The 15,783-nt window shown below is 70.7% G+C and carries 10 protein-coding genes; 2 read left to right on the plus strand and 8 right to left on the minus strand.

Going from position 1 to position 15,783, the window contains the following annotated elements:
* Position 1 precedes the first annotated feature (1 nt).
* From LPW41_RS09795 to LPW41_RS09830, 8 genes are all read right to left on the minus strand, one after another.
* Entirely contained in the window at positions 2–424 is a 423-nt protein-coding gene (locus tag LPW41_RS09795) for a DUF4233 domain-containing protein (protein ID WP_144835403.1), read from the minus strand.
* The gene (locus LPW41_RS09800) at positions 412–1,764 is read right to left on the minus strand and encodes a folylpolyglutamate synthase/dihydrofolate synthase family protein (protein WP_230704707.1); all 1,353 of its coding nucleotides are present in this window, start codon (positions 1,762–1,764) and stop codon (positions 412–414) included. Before LPW41_RS09800 ends, LPW41_RS09795 begins: the two co-directional genes overlap by 13 nt.
* Positions 1,761–5,219, minus strand: coding sequence for an isoleucine--tRNA ligase (ileS, locus tag LPW41_RS09805; protein ID WP_230704708.1), 3,459 nt, complete (start codon positions 5,217–5,219; stop codon positions 1,761–1,763). Before ileS ends, LPW41_RS09800 begins: the two co-directional genes overlap by 4 nt.
* A gap of 360 nt (positions 5,220–5,579) precedes the next feature.
* Positions 5,580–7,127 (minus strand): ABC transporter ATP-binding protein, encoded by a 1,548-nt coding sequence (locus tag LPW41_RS09810; RefSeq protein ID WP_144835397.1) that lies wholly within the window; start codon positions 7,125–7,127, stop codon positions 5,580–5,582.
* The gene (locus LPW41_RS09815; RefSeq protein ID WP_230704709.1) at positions 7,124–7,966 is read right to left on the minus strand and encodes an ABC transporter permease; all 843 of its coding nucleotides are present in this window, start codon (positions 7,964–7,966) and stop codon (positions 7,124–7,126) included. The genes LPW41_RS09810 and LPW41_RS09815 overlap by 4 nt, the downstream gene beginning before the upstream one ends.
* On the minus strand, positions 7,963–8,940 hold the full coding sequence (locus LPW41_RS09820; RefSeq protein WP_154096560.1) for an ABC transporter permease: 978 nt from the start codon (positions 8,938–8,940) through the stop codon (positions 7,963–7,965). Before LPW41_RS09820 ends, LPW41_RS09815 begins: the two co-directional genes overlap by 4 nt.
* 28 nt (positions 8,941–8,968) lie before the next feature.
* Positions 8,969–10,582, minus strand: a complete 1,614-nt coding sequence (locus LPW41_RS09825; RefSeq protein ID WP_230704710.1) for an ABC transporter substrate-binding protein — start codon at positions 10,580–10,582, stop codon at positions 8,969–8,971.
* A gap of 533 nt (positions 10,583–11,115) precedes the next feature.
* On the minus strand, positions 11,116–11,634 hold the full coding sequence (locus tag LPW41_RS09830) for an endonuclease domain-containing protein (RefSeq protein ID WP_230704711.1): 519 nt from the start codon (positions 11,632–11,634) through the stop codon (positions 11,116–11,118).
* Between the two features lie 805 nt (positions 11,635–12,439).
* Between LPW41_RS09830 and valS the strand changes: the two genes are divergently transcribed.
* A complete protein-coding gene (valS, locus tag LPW41_RS09835; RefSeq protein ID WP_230704712.1) occupies positions 12,440–15,007 on the plus strand; it encodes a valine--tRNA ligase in 2,568 nt (855 codons plus the stop codon).
* Positions 15,007–15,255 (plus strand): hypothetical protein, encoded by a 249-nt coding sequence (locus LPW41_RS09840; protein ID WP_056231099.1) that lies wholly within the window; start codon positions 15,007–15,009, stop codon positions 15,253–15,255. The genes valS and LPW41_RS09840 overlap by 1 nt, the downstream gene beginning before the upstream one ends.
* The last annotated feature ends 528 nt before the right edge of the window (positions 15,256–15,783 follow it).

Here is a 15,783-nt window from a genome sequence, read left to right on the forward strand (position 1 = left end):
GTCATTCTCCGTTCGAGAGGTCGGGGTCAGCGGCGAGCCGGGCGTTGCGTCGGTCGAGCGCCGCTCCCTTGATCGTCGCATACGCCCACATGCCGCCGAAAATGACGGCGACCACGGCGAGGGCCGGAACCAGGAAACCGGCGAGCAGCAGCACGACCTGCAGGCCCCACCCGGCGAAGAGCGCCCAGCGGTGACGCAGCAGGCCCGAGACGGCGACCATCGCGATCGCCATGACGACACCGCCGACGATCCCCCACCACGGCTCGATGCCCGCGGGGAGCACCTTGAGGCCGTAGACGACGAGACCGCCGAGGAAGACGATGATCGACTCGAAGCCGAGCACGACGGAGCCGAGCGACTCCTGCGCGCCGCGCTGGCGCCGGGGGCGCGGAGCGCGGGGCTCACGCGGGCTCACGCCTGCCACCCCGACTTCCAGTCCTCGAGCTCCGACAGGCGCAGGGCTTCTCCGGCGAGCACGACGGATCCGGCGATGACGACGGCCCGGCGGTCGGACTCCGTGGCCCACGCGCGCGCCGCGTCGGCGGCGTCTTCGAGGGTCGGGTGCACGGTGACCGGAAGGTCGGCGGCCTCGGCCACATCGGCGATCACGTCGGGGTCGGTCGCGCGGTCGCTGTCGGGAGCCGTGGCGAACACGCGCGCGACGGCGGGGACGAGGGCCGACATGATGCCGACCGCGTCCTTCCCGTCGAGGATGCCGACCACGGCGCCCCACTCGTCGATGTCGAAGGCCTCGTCGAGGGCGGCGACCAACGCGCGGGCGCCGTGAGGGTTGTGAGCGGCGTCGACCAGCACGGTCGGTGCGGTGCCGACGAGCTGCAGGCGGCCGGGCGAGGTGGCGTTGCCGATGCCGTCGGCCACCACGTCGGCGGCGAGGGGCTGGGTGCCTCCCCCGATGAGCGACTCGACTGCGGCGACGGCGAGGGCCGCGTTGGCGCCCTGGTGCGCGCCGTACATCGGCAGGTAGACCTCGCGGTACGCACCCGCGACCCCGCGGATGTCGAGCTGCTGCCCGCCGACCGCGAGGGTTTGGCCCTCGAGGGCGAAGCCGTCTCCGGCCACCGCGACCGTGGCGCCCTCCTTCTCGGCGCGAGCGCGGATCGCGCGCAGGGCCTCGTCGGGCTGCGCGGCCGCGACGACAGCGGCACCCGGCTTGATGATGCCGGCCTTCACCGTGGCGATCTCGGCGATCGTCGAGCCCAGACGGTCGACGTGATCGATGTCGATCGGGGTGAAGACCGCGACGTCGCCGTCGGCGGTGTTCGTGGAGTCCCACTCCCCGCCCATGCCGACCTCGAGCACGAGCACGTCGATCGGCGCGTCGGCCGCGACGACGAACGCGAGCACCGTGAGCAGCTCGAAGAACGTCAGCGGGGCGTCTCCGGCGGCTTCGAGCTCGCCGTCGACCATGCCCACGAACGGCTGGATCTCGTCCCACGCATCGGCGATCGCGGCGTCGGCCACGGGTTCTCCGCCGATGAGGATCCGCTCGGTGAAGCGCTCGAGGTGCGGGCTGGTGAACAGGCCCGTGCGAAGCCCCATCGCACGCAGCAGGCTCTCGATCATGCGGCTGGTCGAGGTCTTGCCGTTCGTGCCCGTCACGTGGATGACGCGGTACGTCCGCTGCGGGTCGGCCAACAGTTCGAGCACGCGGCGCGTGCGCTCGACGCGCGGCTGCACCCACTGCTCGCCCTGGCGTTCGAGCAGCGCCGAGTAGACGGCGTCCGCCCTGGTGCGATCGCTCATGCGGGGGCTCCGATCCGCGCGACGGCCACCGTGACGGCGCCGACGTTCGCGTAGGTCTTGGCGTCGATGACGGTCTCGTACTCGGCCGGCGCGAGTTCGCCGCGCTCGATCAGGCGACCCTCGGGACCGGCGAGCACGACGGCTTCGGCGAGGGTCTCGGATGCCACGCCCGCGACGTCGAACGCCTGGGCCACGGCCTGCGCGTCGGCGTCTTCGACGAAGGTGAGCGAGAGGAAGATGCGGTCGCTCACGTCGAAGCCGGCGGCCTTGCGGGTGTCCTGGATGCCGCGGATCATGTCGCGGGCCAGTCCCTCGGCCTCGAGCTCGGGAGTGGTCACGGTGTCGAGCAGCACGAAACCGCCGCGCGCGAGCACGGCCAACGCCTCGCCCTCGGGGCGACCCGCCGTCTCGACCACCAGGTCGTACTCGGTGGGCTCGAGGGCGATGCCGCCCGCGACGACCCGTCCGTCGACCTCGCTCCAGTCGCCCTCGCGGGCGGCCTTGATCGCCTGCTGCACCTGCTTACCCAGGCGGGGTCCGGCGGCGCGTGCGTTGACCGACAGGCGGTGCGTGATGCCGTACTCGGCGGCCGTCCCGTCTTGCAGGGCGACCTGCTCGACGCTCTTCACGTTGAGCTCCTCGCGGAGGATGTCGTCGAACTGGGCCAGGCCCGCGGCATCCGGAGTCACCACCGTGAGACGCGGCAGCGGCAGGCGCACACGCTTGCCTTCGCGCTTGCGCAGCGCGTTGGCGACGCTCGAGACCTCGCGCACGGTGTCCATCGCGGTGCGGATATCTTCGGCGGCGGGGAACGCCGCGGCGTCGGGCCAGTCGGTCAGGTGGACGCTGCGCCCGCCCGTCAGGCCCTGCCACACGCGCTCGGTGACCAGCGGCAGCAGGGGGGCCGCGACGCGGGTCAGCGTCTCGAGCACGGTGTAGAGCGTGTCGAAGGCCTCGCGACTGCGCGGGTCGTCGGTCACGCCCACCCAGAAGCGGTCGCGCGAGCGGCGGATGTACCAGTTGGTCAGCACCTCGGCGAAGTCGCGCAGGCGCTCGGCGGCCGTCGTGGAGTCGAGACCCTCGAGGTCGGCGGCGACGTTCGTCACCAGGTCGCCGGTGAGCGCCAGGATGTAGCGGTCGAGCACGTCGGTGGAGTCGGTGCGCCACTCGGCGTCGTATCCGCCGGTCGCCGCCGGTACCCCCGCGGCCCCGGGGCCGGAGGCTTCGACAGGCTCAGCCACCGGCGCCGCCGAAGCATTGGCGTACGTCGCGAAGAAATACCACGCGTTCCACAGCGGCAGCAGGAACTCGCGCACGCCCGAGCGGATGCCCTCCTCGGTCACGACGAGGTTGCCCCCGCGCAGCACCGAGCTCGACATCAGGAACCACCGCATGGCATCCGACCCGTCGCGATCGAACACCTCGCGCACGTCGGGGTAGTTGCGCAGCGACTTCGACATCTTCTGCCCGTCGTTGCCCAGCACGATGCCGTGGCACGAGACGCCGGTGAACGCCGGACGGTCGAACAGCGCGGTCGAGAGCACGTGCATCACGTAGAACCAGCCGCGCGTCTGCCCGATGTACTCGACGATGAAGTCGGCGGGGGCGTGCTCGTCGAACCACTCGTGGTTCTCGAACGGGTAGTGCACCTGCGCGAACGGCATCGAGCCCGAGTCGAACCACACGTCGAGCACGTCTTCGATGCGGCGCATCGTCGACTTCCCCGTCGGGTCGTCGGGGTTCGGACGCGTGAGGTCGTCGATGTAGGGACGGTGCAGGTCGACCTCGCCGTCGGCGTTCACCGGCAGGCGGCCGAAGTCGGCCTCCATGTCGGCGAGCGAGCCGTAGACGTCGACGCGCGGGTAGTTCGGGTCGTCGCTCTTCCACACCGGGATCGGCGAGCCCCAGTAGCGGTTGCGGCTGATCGACCAGTCGCGCGCGCCCTCGAGCCACTTGCCGAACTGGCCCTCCTTGACGTTCTCGGGCACCCAGGTGATCTGCTGGTTGTTGGCCAGCAGGTCGTCCTTGATGTCGGTCACGCGCACGAACCAGCTTGACACGGCCTTGTAGATCAGGGGGTTCCGGCAGCGCCAGCAGTGCGGGTACGAGTGCTCGTACGAGGCTTCGCGCAGCAGGCGCCCGTCCTGCTTGAGCAGGCGGATCAGAGGGCGGTTGGCCTCCATCCACAGCTCGCCGGCGACGTCGGCGACGGCGGGCAGGAAGCGGCCGCTGTCGTCGAGCGAGATGATCGTCGGCAGGCCCGCGGCATCCGCCAACCGCTTGTCGTCCTCACCGTAGGCCGGAGCCTGGTGCACGATGCCCGTGCCGTCGCTGACGGTGACGTAGTCGTCGACGAGGATCTTCCAGGCGTCCTGCGTGCCCCACACCGAGGCATCGGCGTAGTAGTCGAAGAGGCGGTCGTACGACACGCCCTCGAGCTCGGAGCCCAAGATCGTGGACTGCACGGCCTCGCGGGCGGCATCCGCGCTCTCGTATCCGAGGTCCTTGGCGTAGCCCGGAAGCAGGTCTTCGGCCAGCAGGTAGCGGTGGGCGACGGCCTCGAACGCCTCGTCGGGCGTGCCGTCGGGAGCGCGGTGCACGTCGGCGGCACCGTTCGGCCCGCCCTCGATCACGGCGTAGCGGATGCCGGGACCCACGGCCAGCGCGAGGTTCGTCGGGAGCGTCCACGGCGTCGTCGTCCACGCCAGCGCGCGGACGCCCGTGAGACCCAGCGCCTCGGCCTTGGCCCCGACGAGCGGGAAAGTCACGGTGACCGAGGGGTCCTGACGCATCTTGTAGACGTCGTCGTCCATGCGCAGCTCGTGCGTCGACAGGGGCGTCTCGTCGCGCCAGCAGTACGGCAGCACGCGATAGCCCTCGTAGGCGAGACCCTTGTCGTGGAGCGTCTTGAACGCCCACAGCACGCTCTCCATGTAGGTCGTGTCGAGCGTCTTGTAGCCGCGCTCGAAGTCGACCCAGCGGGCCTGACGCGTGACGTAGTCCTGCCAGTCGCGCGTGTACTCGAGCACCGACTCACGGGCCTTGGCGTTGAAGGTCGCCACGCCCATTGCCTCGATCTCGTCCTTCTCGGTGATGCCGAGCTGCTTCATGGCCTCGAGCTCGGCGGGAAGACCGTGCGTGTCCCACCCGAAGACGCGGTCGACCTTCTTGCCGCGCATCGTCTGGAAACGCGGGAAGACGTCCTTCGCGTAGCCGGTGAGCAGGTGGCCGTAGTGCGGAAGGCCGTTGGCGAAGGGCGGGCCGTCGTAGAAGACCCACTCCTCGGCGCCCTCGCGGTTGGCGATCGAGGCACGGAAGGTGTCGTCGTGCGCCCAGAAGTCGAGCGTGTCGTTCTCGATCGACGGGAAGCGGGGGCTCGGAACGACGGATGCCGTGGCGGCGACGCTCTGCGCGTCAGCGGCCGGGCCGAAGGATGAGGGGCGTGGGTAGGTCATGTCTCTCCGCAGGTTGGGATCCACCTGCGGGGACGATCCGTGCGGACCGCGGTACCACCCCGCGTTGCGCCGCCCCCGTTCGGGACCGGTGCCACTCTCACTGCGGCTGTGACGGGCCTGCCCCGCGCGGTTCTACTGATCCGGTCCCTGAGCGAGTCGAAGGGCCGGACGTTCTTCCGCGTGCTCCCCGGTGATGGCCGGATCGGTGCGTGTGCGTCCAGTCTACGCGAGCCGCGCGCGGCGCGCTGCGGGGTGTGCGCGGCGGTCGAGCGTCCAAGAAACCCGGACGCGGGGGCGGTCTCGTCCGGGTGTTATGGACACTCAACGGAGGAGGCAGAAGGGCCGGACACGACCCCCGGCTCACACCCCGGGCGCGCCCAGACCCGCCGCGGCCAGCAGCTCTCGGGTGAACGGATGCCGCGGAGCCGCGAAGACGCACGACACGGTGCCCGAGTCGACGACGCGCCCGTCCTTCATGACGATCACGTCATCGGCGATGCCGGCCACCACGTCGAGGTCGTGCGTGACGAACACCATCGCGAGGTCGCGCTCGGTCTGCAGGGCGCGCAGGCGGTCGAGGATCCGCGCGCGCACCGACGCGTCGAGCGCCGACACCGGCTCGTCGAGCACGAGGAGGTCGGGCGTCACGGCGAGGGCGCGGGCGATCGCGACGCGTTGGCGCTGCCCGCCCGACAGCTGCGCGGGCCGGTGCCGGACGAACGCGGGAGACAGGCCCACCTCTTCGAGCAGCGCGGCGACGGCGGAGCGACGTTCGGAACGCGCGACTCCCCCGGCGGCCACGGCCTCGGTGAGCGTGCGGCCGACCGTCCAGCGGGGGTCGAGGGCGCCCCACGGGTTCTGCTGCACGAGCTGCACGCGGGTCCGCGCGGCGCCGCGGGCGACCCGCGACGACCAGGGGCGGCCCGCGAACGTCATGGTCCCGGCATCCGGATCCGTCACTCCGACGATCAGGCGCGCGAGGGTCGTCTTGCCCGACCCCGACTCCCCCACGACCGCGAGGGTCCGACCGCGGCGCACCTCGATCGACACGTCGTCGACCGCGGCCCGGTCGCCGAAGCGTTTGATCAGCGCGTCGGCGGTGAAGATCGGGGCGTCGGTGCGCGGTGCCCGGCGGAGCGGCTCGTGCGACACCGCCTCGACGAGCGCGCGCGTGTGCGGGTCGCGCGGAGAAGCGAGCACCTCGGCGGTCGACCCGGTCTCGACGACGCGCCCCTCGTGCATCACGACGACGCGATCCGCCACGCGGGCGACCGCCCCGAGGTCGTGACTGATGAAGACCACGGCCACGCCGTCGTCGGCGATGCGGCGCAGCAGGTCGAGCACGCGCGCCTGCACGGTGGCATCCAACGCCGTCGTGGGCTCGTCGGCGACCAGCACGGTGGGGTTCGCGGCGAGAGCGGAGGCGATCAGCGCGCGCTGGCGCAGACCTCCCGACAGCTCGTGGGGGTACTGACGTGCTCGCGTGTCTGGCTCGGGCAGCGACACGCGCTCGAGGCTCTCGCGCACGCGTACGGCCAAGGCCGTTCCCCGCACGTCGGGCTCATGGATGCGGACGGGCTCGGCCACCTCGGCACCGATGCGTCGCAGCGGGTCGAGCGAGACGAGGGCGTCCTGCGACACGAGGGCGATCCGGTCGCCGCGCAGCCCGCGCCACTGCCGCTCGCCGAACGATCGGGCGTCGACGCCGTCGACCTCGAGCTCGTCGGTGCGAGCCGTGAGGCCCGCGGGCAGGAGGCCGAGCAGGGCGCGGGCGCTCACCGACTTGCCGGTGCCCGACTCCCCCACGATCGCGACGCATTCGCCCGGGGCGACGTCGAGGTCGAGCCCGCGCACGATCGCGCCGGTCGGTCCGTCGATGCGGAGTCCACGCACCCGCAGCCCGCTCATGCGTCGCGCTCCTCGGCGCGGGCGCGCAGGATGCGGCCGATCACGCTGACGCTCACGACGGTCGCGGTGATCGCGAGCCCGGGGAAGACGGCTACCCACGGCGCCTGCAGCAGCAGGTTGCGTCCGGCGGAGAGCATGAGGCCCCATTCGGCGGTGGGTTCGGTGGGGCCGAGCCCGAGGAAGCTCAGCCCGGCGGCGGCGAGGATGGAGGTACCGATGCCGATCGTGGCCAGCACGCTCACCGCGCCCAGCACGCCGGGCAGCACGTGCCGCACGTGCACGACGGCGGTCGGCACCCCGATGATCCGTGCGGCCTCGACGTGTTCGGTTGCGGCGAGGGTGCGCGTCTGCGCCCGCGCCAGGCGGATGTACACGGGCACCGCGGCGATGGTCACGGCGACCGCGACGTTGACCGGGCCGGGACCGAGCACCGCGACGACCAGCAGGGCGACGAGGAACTCCGGAAACGCGAGCAGCACGTCGACGATGCGCATGGCCGCGGCATCCGCCCATCGCGGCGCGACGGCCGAGAGCGAACCGGCGATCACCCCGACGACCAGGGCGAGGCCGGTGGCGAGCAGGCCGATGCCGACCGAGCGTCCGGCCCCGTAGATCACGCGCGAGTACACGTCGCGTCCGCTCTGGTCGGTGCCGAACCAGTGCGCGGCGCTGGGCGGCTGCAGGGTAGCGCGCACGTCGGTCAGCAGCGGGTCGTGGGTCGCGAGCAGCCCGGGGGCGACGGCGGCCAGGGCGATGAGGGCGAGCACGGCGCCGGCGATCCACAGCGCGGCGGCCTGACCGCGGAGGGTGCGCTGCCGCAGCGTGACGGGGGCGCTCACGACGGCACCGCCGCTCGGGCGGCCACCGCCGGCGCGGCGGTGCGCAGGCGCGGGTCGATCAGGGGCACGACGAGGTCGACGACGGTGTTCACGACGACGAAGACGAGGGCGCTCAGCAGGATCACGCCCGTGATCACCGGCAGGTCGCGGTCGGTGATCGCCGTCAGCGTCACGCGGCCGATGCCGGGTCGGGCGAACACGGTCTCGACCAGCACCGCGCCGCCGAGCAGCGACCCGACGAGATAGGCCGCGAGCGTCACTCCCCCGACGCTCGCGTGGCGCAGCGTGTGGTGCACGCTCTCGCGCAGGGGCGTCGCCCCGCGCGCGCGGACGGTGGTGAGGAACGGCTCGCGCTCGGCCGCTTCGACGCCGTCGCGCAGCACCTGCGACAGCAGCGCCGCGATCGGCAGGGCCAGGGTCACCGCGGGCAGCACGATCGCGGCGGCATCCCGCGCCCCCGACACTGGGAACCACCCGAGCTGGAACGAGAAGACGCTCAGCAGCAGCAGCCCCGTCCAGAACACCGGCGACGACAGCACGACGAGTTCGATCCCGGATGCCACGGCCCGACCGGTCCGCCCGCGCACGAGCAGCGACGAGGCGAGGGCCAGCACCACGGCGATCACCAGCGCGAGCGCGGAGAGCTGCAGAGTCGGGGCGAGCTGGCGCCCGATGACCTCGACGACCGGTTGGCGCAGCTGGTACGACTCACCGAGGTCGCCGCGCACGAGCCTGCCGAGGAAGGTCGCGTACTGCTCGAGCACGGGTCGGTCGAGACCCAGGTCGCTGCGGATGCCGGCCTTGACCGCCTCGCTCACCTGCGCCTGCGGTCCGAGCAGCACGTCGACCGGGTCGCCCGGGATGATCCGGAACGCCATGAACGCCAGCGTCGCCGCTCCCCAGAGCACCAGGACGACGGATGCCACGATCCCGCCGAGGCGCGTCAGCAGTACGTGCGAGCGAGAGCGTGGCATCCGAATAGTGTGTCTGAGACCCGACGGCTCAGCCGACCGTAGCGGTCGCGAAGAGCGGACGGCCGTACAGGTCGAACGTCAGACCCGAGACCTTCGGGGTCACGGCGCTGATCAGGGCCGGGCTGTACAGCGGCACGATGGTGGCCTGGTCGGCGTTCCATTGCTGCACCTGGGCGTGGATCGCATTGCGGGCGGCGGGGTCGGTCGTCGAGGCGCCCTGCTCGAGCAGCGCGTCGAGGGCGGGGTCGCTCACCTGCGAGGCGTTCTGGAACCCGTCGGTGGCGAGGTGGCTGCGCAGCAGGTCGGCGTCGACGCCCGAGAAGCCCCAGTCGGTGACGTCGTAGGTCTTGGGGCCGTACTGCTCGTTGTAGGCACCCGGCTCGAGCACCTCGCGCTGCAGGTCGAAGCCCACGGCCTTCAGGTCGCTCTGCACGGCGTTGGCGAGTGCGGCGCGGTCGTCGGGAACCGGGGTCCAGGCAATCCACCGGGCGGTGAGACGCTGACCGTCTTTGGTCCGGATGCCGTCGGCATCCCGACCCGTCCATCCGGCCTCGTCGAGAAGGGCGTTGGCCTGAGCCTGGTCGAAGGGCCAGGAGTTCTCGAGGCTCGCGTCGTAGCCGGGGGTCGTCGCGCCGAGGACGCTCCAGGCGCGGGGGTACTGACCGAAGAAGATCTCGTTCACCGCGGTGTCGACGTCGATCGCGCGGGTGAACGCCTGACGCACCTTCTGGTCGGCGAAGACGCCGTACTTCTCGTTGAGGAACAGCGAGTACGGCAGGCCCGGGTAGGCGATCGACTTCACGGTGTCGTCGGCGGGAACCTGCTGCACGAGGTTCGGCGGCAGGTTGGTCACCACGTCGGCCTGTCCGCTCGAGAGCGCACCGACGCGCACCGACGCCTCGGGGAGGATGTCGACGCGCAGCGTCTTGAAGCTCGGCTTGCCACCGCCGTCGGGACCCCACGTGTAGTCGTCGTTGCGGGTGTACACGATGTCCTGGTCGGGCGTGTATTCGGTGAGCTCGAACGGGCCGGTGCCGACGGTCACGTCGGGACCGCCGGCCTTCAGCTGGTCGGCCTTGGTCTCGAGCACCTTGGGCGAGTAAAAGCCGAGCAGGGCGGTGCTGGCGGCCTGCAGGAACGGAGCGTAGGGCTGCGTGAAGCGCACCCGCACGGTGTGCTCGTCGACGACATCGGTGCCCGCGTACAGGTCACCGCCGAGCATGCTGGCCGCCTGCGCCGAAGCGGTGTCGGGGTTCACGATGCGGTCGAAGTTCGCCTTGACCGCGGCCGCGTCGAAAGGGGTGCCGTCGTGGAAGGTCACGTCGGTGCGCAGGCGGAAGAGGTAGCTCGCGCCGCCGTCCTCGACGTCCCACGACTCGGCGAGCCACGGCGAGAACGTACCGTCGGCCTCCTGGAACACGAGCGAGTCGAGCACCGCGCGCTGCACCATCGCCGACACGTCGAGCTGGCTGGTCTGCGGATCCATGTGCCCGGCCGAGAGGTTCGCTCCCTCGATCGCCCAGACGACCTCGCCGTCGCCCTGCGCGGCGGGGTCCGACCCGGCGCAGGCCGAGAGCGAGAGGGCGGCGACGGCCGCGACGGCGACAGCCGACAGCACGCGGCGCGAAAGCGAAGAAGGCATGGAGAAACCTCGGAATCTCTGGTGGGAAGGCTTTCAGCTTACCGGGGTTCCTGGACCGGGTGCGGAAAGTCCGCGGCGCCGCGCGCGCTCACAGCGAACGCGGGCGGGTGCCCCGCCGCAGAAAGTCAGCGATTCTCACAACCTCAGTCGGCATCCGCCCCTCAGGGCCGAGGACGTGCGAATCGCCGAGTTTGCGAAAGCAGCACCGCATTCACGGGCTTTCACAAGCTCAGCGATTCGCAGAACTTCCGTCGGCATCCGCCCCGGCGGGCCGAGGATGTGCGAATCGCTGAGTTTGCGAGAGCGGCACCGTGTACCCACAGGAACTCACCACCTCAGTGGTACGCCCAGTCTCCGTCGGCATCCGTCTTTCGGCACCGAGGTCGCGCGGATGGGCGACTCCGTGCGGATTGCTGAGCTGCGAGGCCGGCGTCTTGCTCGCAACCCGCCTCACCTCCGAGATTCGCAGAACCTCCGTCGGCATCCGCCCCATCTTGCTGAAGATCTGCGAATCGCTGAGTGTGCGCGACCGCTCACGCCTTGTGCAGCCCCTGCGCCACGGCGTGCATGATCTGCTCCTGCACCTCGGGCCAGCGGTTCATGACCTGCTCGTATCCCACGCGGATGACGTGGTAGCCCAGCAGCATCAGTTCCGCGTCGTGGCGGATGTCTTCCGTGCGCTGCGCCCCGACGTGGTGTCCGCCGTCCACCTGAAGGACGAGCCGCTCTCCGATGAGGAAGTCGACGCGATGACCGTGGATCCAGATCTGCGATCGGATGGGGAGACCCATCCACCGCAGTCGGACGATCACGAACGTCTCGAGCCCGGAGTCGGCCCAGGGCGACGCCTCTCGAACGAGCCGGCGTGCGGCACCGGTCCAGGGCAGACGGCGTAGGTGCGCCAGATCGACCAGCTTCTTGTTCAGCGCGGAGTCCCAGATCGCGCGAGCCGCCTCGTACGGCTGACACGAGGCGACAGTGAGCAGGATGTTCTCGATCTCGTCTTCGAGCAGATCCGGATGCCGAGGGACGATAGCCCGCTGCCAGTGCACGACGGCGGCAGGACCTGCGACCCTTCCCCGGCCGGGATACGCGACGTGTGGCTTGTCCGGCCGTTCGGCGACCCACAGCCCACGCCTGTCGGCGGCGGTGACGCACGACAGCACGACGCCCGTTCGCGCGGCGGAGACCACGTGTGCGTCGGCCGTCGGAAGCGCGATCCAGTCCCGCCTGACCCTCAGAACGAATCCACGTTGGAGCGCTTGGGAGATCCGGTGTCGGCTGTGCCCCTCGCGGATGAGACGGGTCGGGCGGACAACGCCTCCGAGTTCAGCGGTTCGCGTTGCGACGGCACGGGCGAGGGCGTCATCCATGTGCGCCATCGTCGCCCGCCTGGAGCAGCAAAAACGCACCGCGGCGACCCCTGTGGATGAACATCCCGCTGGGGAGGAATGCCAACACGCAATCGCTGCAGATGGAGCAATCTCAGCGATCCCCGCAATCTCAGTCGGCATCCGCCTCCGGAAGCTGAAGGTGCGCGAATCCCTGACCCTGTGCGGGCGCCGATTGCGTGCTCGTCCGCGCAACCTCCGCGATCCCCGCAATCTCAGTCGGCATCCACCCTCGCAAGCTGAGGATGCGCGATTCCCTCACACCGCGCGGCACGTGACGCATGTCCACGCAACCTCAGCAATCCCCACAAGCTCAGCCCGCATTCGCCCCGCCGGGCTGAATCTGCGCGAATCGCTGAGCTTGCGCGCCACGACGCGCGCTCGCGCGAGACCCCCGGTATCGTGGACGCAGAACCCATCAGGCACGCTCACACAGTGCCGCCCATATCGCTCGAGGAGTACCCCTATGGCCACCATTCCCGACAAGCCCGCCCTGGAAGGCCTCGAGCAGAAATGGGACGCCGCCTGGCGTGAACGCGGCACCTACGTCTTCGACCGCCTGCGCGCCGCCGAGCTCGGCCGCCAGGGCGTGTACTCCGTCGACACCCCGCCGCCGACGGCATCCGGAAGCCTCCACATCGGCCACGTGTTCTCGTTCACGCACACCGACGTGAAGGTGCGCTTCGAGCGCATGCGCGGCAAGACCGTGTTCTACCCCATGGGCTGGGACGACAACGGCCTGCCGACCGAGCGCCGCGTGCAGAACTACTACGGCGTGCGCTGCGACCCCTCGCTCCCCTACGACGCCGACTTCACCCCTCCGTTCGCGGGCGGCGACAACAAGAGCAGCAAGGCCGCCGACCAGGTGCCCATCAGCCGCCGCAACTTCATCGAGCTGTGCGAGCAGCTGACGATCGAAGACGAGAAGCAGTTCGAGGAGCTCTTCCGCGAGCTGGGCCTCAGCGTCGACTGGACGCAGACCTACCGCACGATCTCCGACGACTCGATCCGCACGAGCCAGCTGGCGTTCCTGCGCAACATCGAGCGCGGCGAGGCGTACCAGTCGATGGCCCCGACGCTGTGGGACGTGGACTTCCGCTCCGCGATCGCCCAGGCCGAGCTCGAAGACCGCGACCAGCCCGCCGCGTACCACCGGGTGGGCTTCGCCAAGACCGACGGCTCGGGCGATGTGTTCATCGAGACCACCCGCCCGGAGCTGCTGCCGGCCTGCGTGGCGCTGGTGGCCAACCCCGACGACGAGCGGTACCAGCCGCTGTTCGGCACGACCGTGCGCACGCCTCTGTTCGACGTCGAGGTGCCGGTGCTCGCGCACCCCCTCGCGCAGAAGGACAAGGGATCGGGCATCGCCATGATCTGCACCTTCGGCGACGTGACCGACATCATCTGGTGGCGCGAGCTCGACCTGCCGAACCGCACCATCATCGGCAAGGACGGCCGCATCGTGGCCGAGGCCCCCGATGTGATCGTGACGGATGCCGCGAAGGCGGCCTACGACGAGCTCGCGGGCAAGACCGTGTTCAGCGCCAAGAAGCGCATCGTCGAGCTCCTGCAGGAGTCCGGCGCCATGGAGGGCGCCCCCAAGCCCTTCACGCACCCCGTGAAGTTCTTCGAGAAGGGCGACCGCCCGCTCGAGATCGTGTCGACGCGCCAGTGGTACATCCGCAACGGCGCGCGCGACGCCGAGCTGCGCGAGCGCCTCATCTCGCTCGGTCGCGAGATGTCGTGGCATCCCGACTTCATGCGCGTGCGCTTCGAGAACTGGACCAGCGGCCTCACGGGCGACTGGCTCGTGTCGCGTCAGCGGTTCTTCGGCGTGCCGATCCCGGTCTGGTACGGCCTCGACGACAGTGGTGAGCGCGACTACTCGCGCGTGCTGACCCCCGATCTCGCCTCGCTGCCCGTCGACCCGACGGTGGACGTGCCCCCGGGCTACACCGAAGACCAGCGGGGCGCGGCGGGCGGCTTCGACGCCGAGCGCGACATCCTCGACACGTGGGCGACCTCGTCGCTCACCCCGCAGCTGGCCGGTGGCTGGCAGCGCGACGAGGAGCTGTGGAACCTCGTGGCCCCGTTCGACCTGCGCCCCCAGGGGCAGGACATCATCCGCACGTGGCTCTTCTCGACCATGCTGCGCAGCGCCCTCGAAGACGACCGCAGCCCGTGGACGGATGCCGCGATCTCGGGCTTCATCGTCGACCCCGACCGCAAGAAGATGTCGAAGTCGAAGGGCAACGTCGTCACTCCCGCCGACATCCTCAAGCAGCACGGTTCCGACGCGGTGCGCTACTGGTCGGCGTCGAGCCGCCTGGGTACCGACGCGGCGTTCGACCCGCAGAACCCGACGCAGGTGAAGATCGGTCGCCGCCTCGCGATCAAGCTCCTCAACGCGGCGAAGTTCGTGCTGTCGTTCCCCGTGCCCGAGGGCGCCGCGGTGACGCACGCGCTCGACGCGTCGATGCTCGCGACCCTCGATGCCGTGGTGCGCGACGCCACCGCCGCCTTCGAGGCGTACGACCACGCGCGGGCGCTCGAGATCACCGAGTCGTTCTTCTGGACGTTCTGCGACGACTACCTCGAGCTCGTGAAGGAGCGCGCGTACGACCAGTCCGACGTGGGCCAGGCCTCGGCCGCCCTCGCGCTGCGCACGGCGCTGTCGACGCTCGTCCGTCTGTTCGCGCCCGTGCTGTCGTTCGCGTCCGAAGAGGTGTGGTCGTGGTTCGAAGAGGGCTCGGTGCACACCGCGGCCTGGCCCGAGCCGCTCGGCATCGAGGGCGACCCGGCCGTTCTCACCGCGGTGAGCGCCGCGCTCATCGGCATCCGTCGCGCCAAGACCGAGGCCAAGGCCTCGCAGAAGACGCAGGTGACCTCGCTCACCGTGTCGGGGCCGAACGTCGAGGCCCTGCGCCTCGCCGAGGGCGATCTGCGCGCCGTGGGACGTATCGAGACGATCTCGTTCGCCGAGGCCGACACCACCACCGTGACCGACATCGTGTTCGCACCCCAGGAGGCCTGATGCAACTCGGAACCCGCTGGACCGCCCGCGAACAGCCGCCCAAGGCTGTTCCCGAGGTCCTTCACGCCCAGATCGCCGCCGTCGAAGCCGCGCTGAACCCCGACGGGCTCAGCGCGCCCGCTCCGAAGTGGACGCTGACCTTCCTCGAGGGGCGCCCCGTCGCCGAGCTCGACACCGGGGTCATCGTGAGCCAGGATGCCGCGGGCGAGGTCGTCGTGCGTTACGACGACGACGCCGAGTTCGCCTGAGCCTCCGGGTTCGCGCTGCTGAGCCCGTCGACGCCTTCGTGCGTCGGCGGGCTCTTTGCGTTCCGGGGCGGGGAGGTGGCTGAGCTTGTCGAAGCCACCGGGGGCGCGCGGGTTGCTGGGCGAGGTGGCTGAGCTTGTCGAAGCCACCGGGGGCGCGCGGGTCGCGGTCCCTTCGACAGGCTCAGGGACCTGGGTTGCGAGGTTGCCGGGCCTGAAGCGAGGTGGCTGAGCCTGTCGAAGCCACCGGGGGCGCGCGGGTTGCTGGGCGAGGTGGCTGAGCTTGTCGAAGCCACCGGGGGCACGCGGGTCGCGGTCCCTTCGACAGGCTCAGGGACCTGGGTTGCGAGGTTGTCGGGCCTGAGGCGAGGTGGCTGAGCCTGTCGAAGCCACCGGGGGCGCGCGAGTCGCTGGGCGAGGTGGCTGAGCCTGTCGAAGCCACCGGGGGCGCGCGGGTCCCGGTCCCTTCGACAAGCTCAGGGACCTGGGTTGCGCGCGGATTCCGGTCCCTTCGACAGGCTCAGGGACCTG

The organism is Microbacterium sp. JC 701, from assembly GCF_021026215.1.
In the GTDB taxonomy this organism is placed as follows: Bacteria; Actinomycetota; Actinomycetes; order Actinomycetales; family Microbacteriaceae; genus Microbacterium; species Microbacterium algihabitans.

Bases quoted from the DNA above. Each gene is read 5' to 3' on its own strand.
- LPW41_RS09800 (WP_230704707.1), bottom strand. From the start codon at position 1,764: ATGAGCGATCGCACCAGGGCGGACGCCGTCTACTCGGCGCTGCTCGAA.
- ileS (WP_230704708.1), bottom strand. From the start codon at position 5,219: ATGACCTACCCACGCCCCTCATCCTTCGGCCCGGCCGCTGACGCGCAG.
- LPW41_RS09810 (WP_144835397.1), bottom strand. From the start codon at position 7,127: ATGAGCGGGCTGCGGGTGCGTGGACTCCGCATCGACGGACCGACCGGC.
- LPW41_RS09820 (WP_154096560.1), bottom strand. From the start codon at position 8,940: ATGCCACGCTCTCGCTCGCACGTACTGCTGACGCGCCTCGGCGGGATC.
- LPW41_RS09825 (WP_230704710.1), bottom strand. From the start codon at position 10,582: ATGCCTTCTTCGCTTTCGCGCCGCGTGCTGTCGGCTGTCGCCGTCGCG.
- valS (WP_230704712.1), top strand. From the start codon at position 12,440: ATGGCCACCATTCCCGACAAGCCCGCCCTGGAAGGCCTCGAGCAGAAA.
- LPW41_RS09840 (WP_056231099.1), top strand. From the start codon at position 15,007: ATGCAACTCGGAACCCGCTGGACCGCCCGCGAACAGCCGCCCAAGGCT.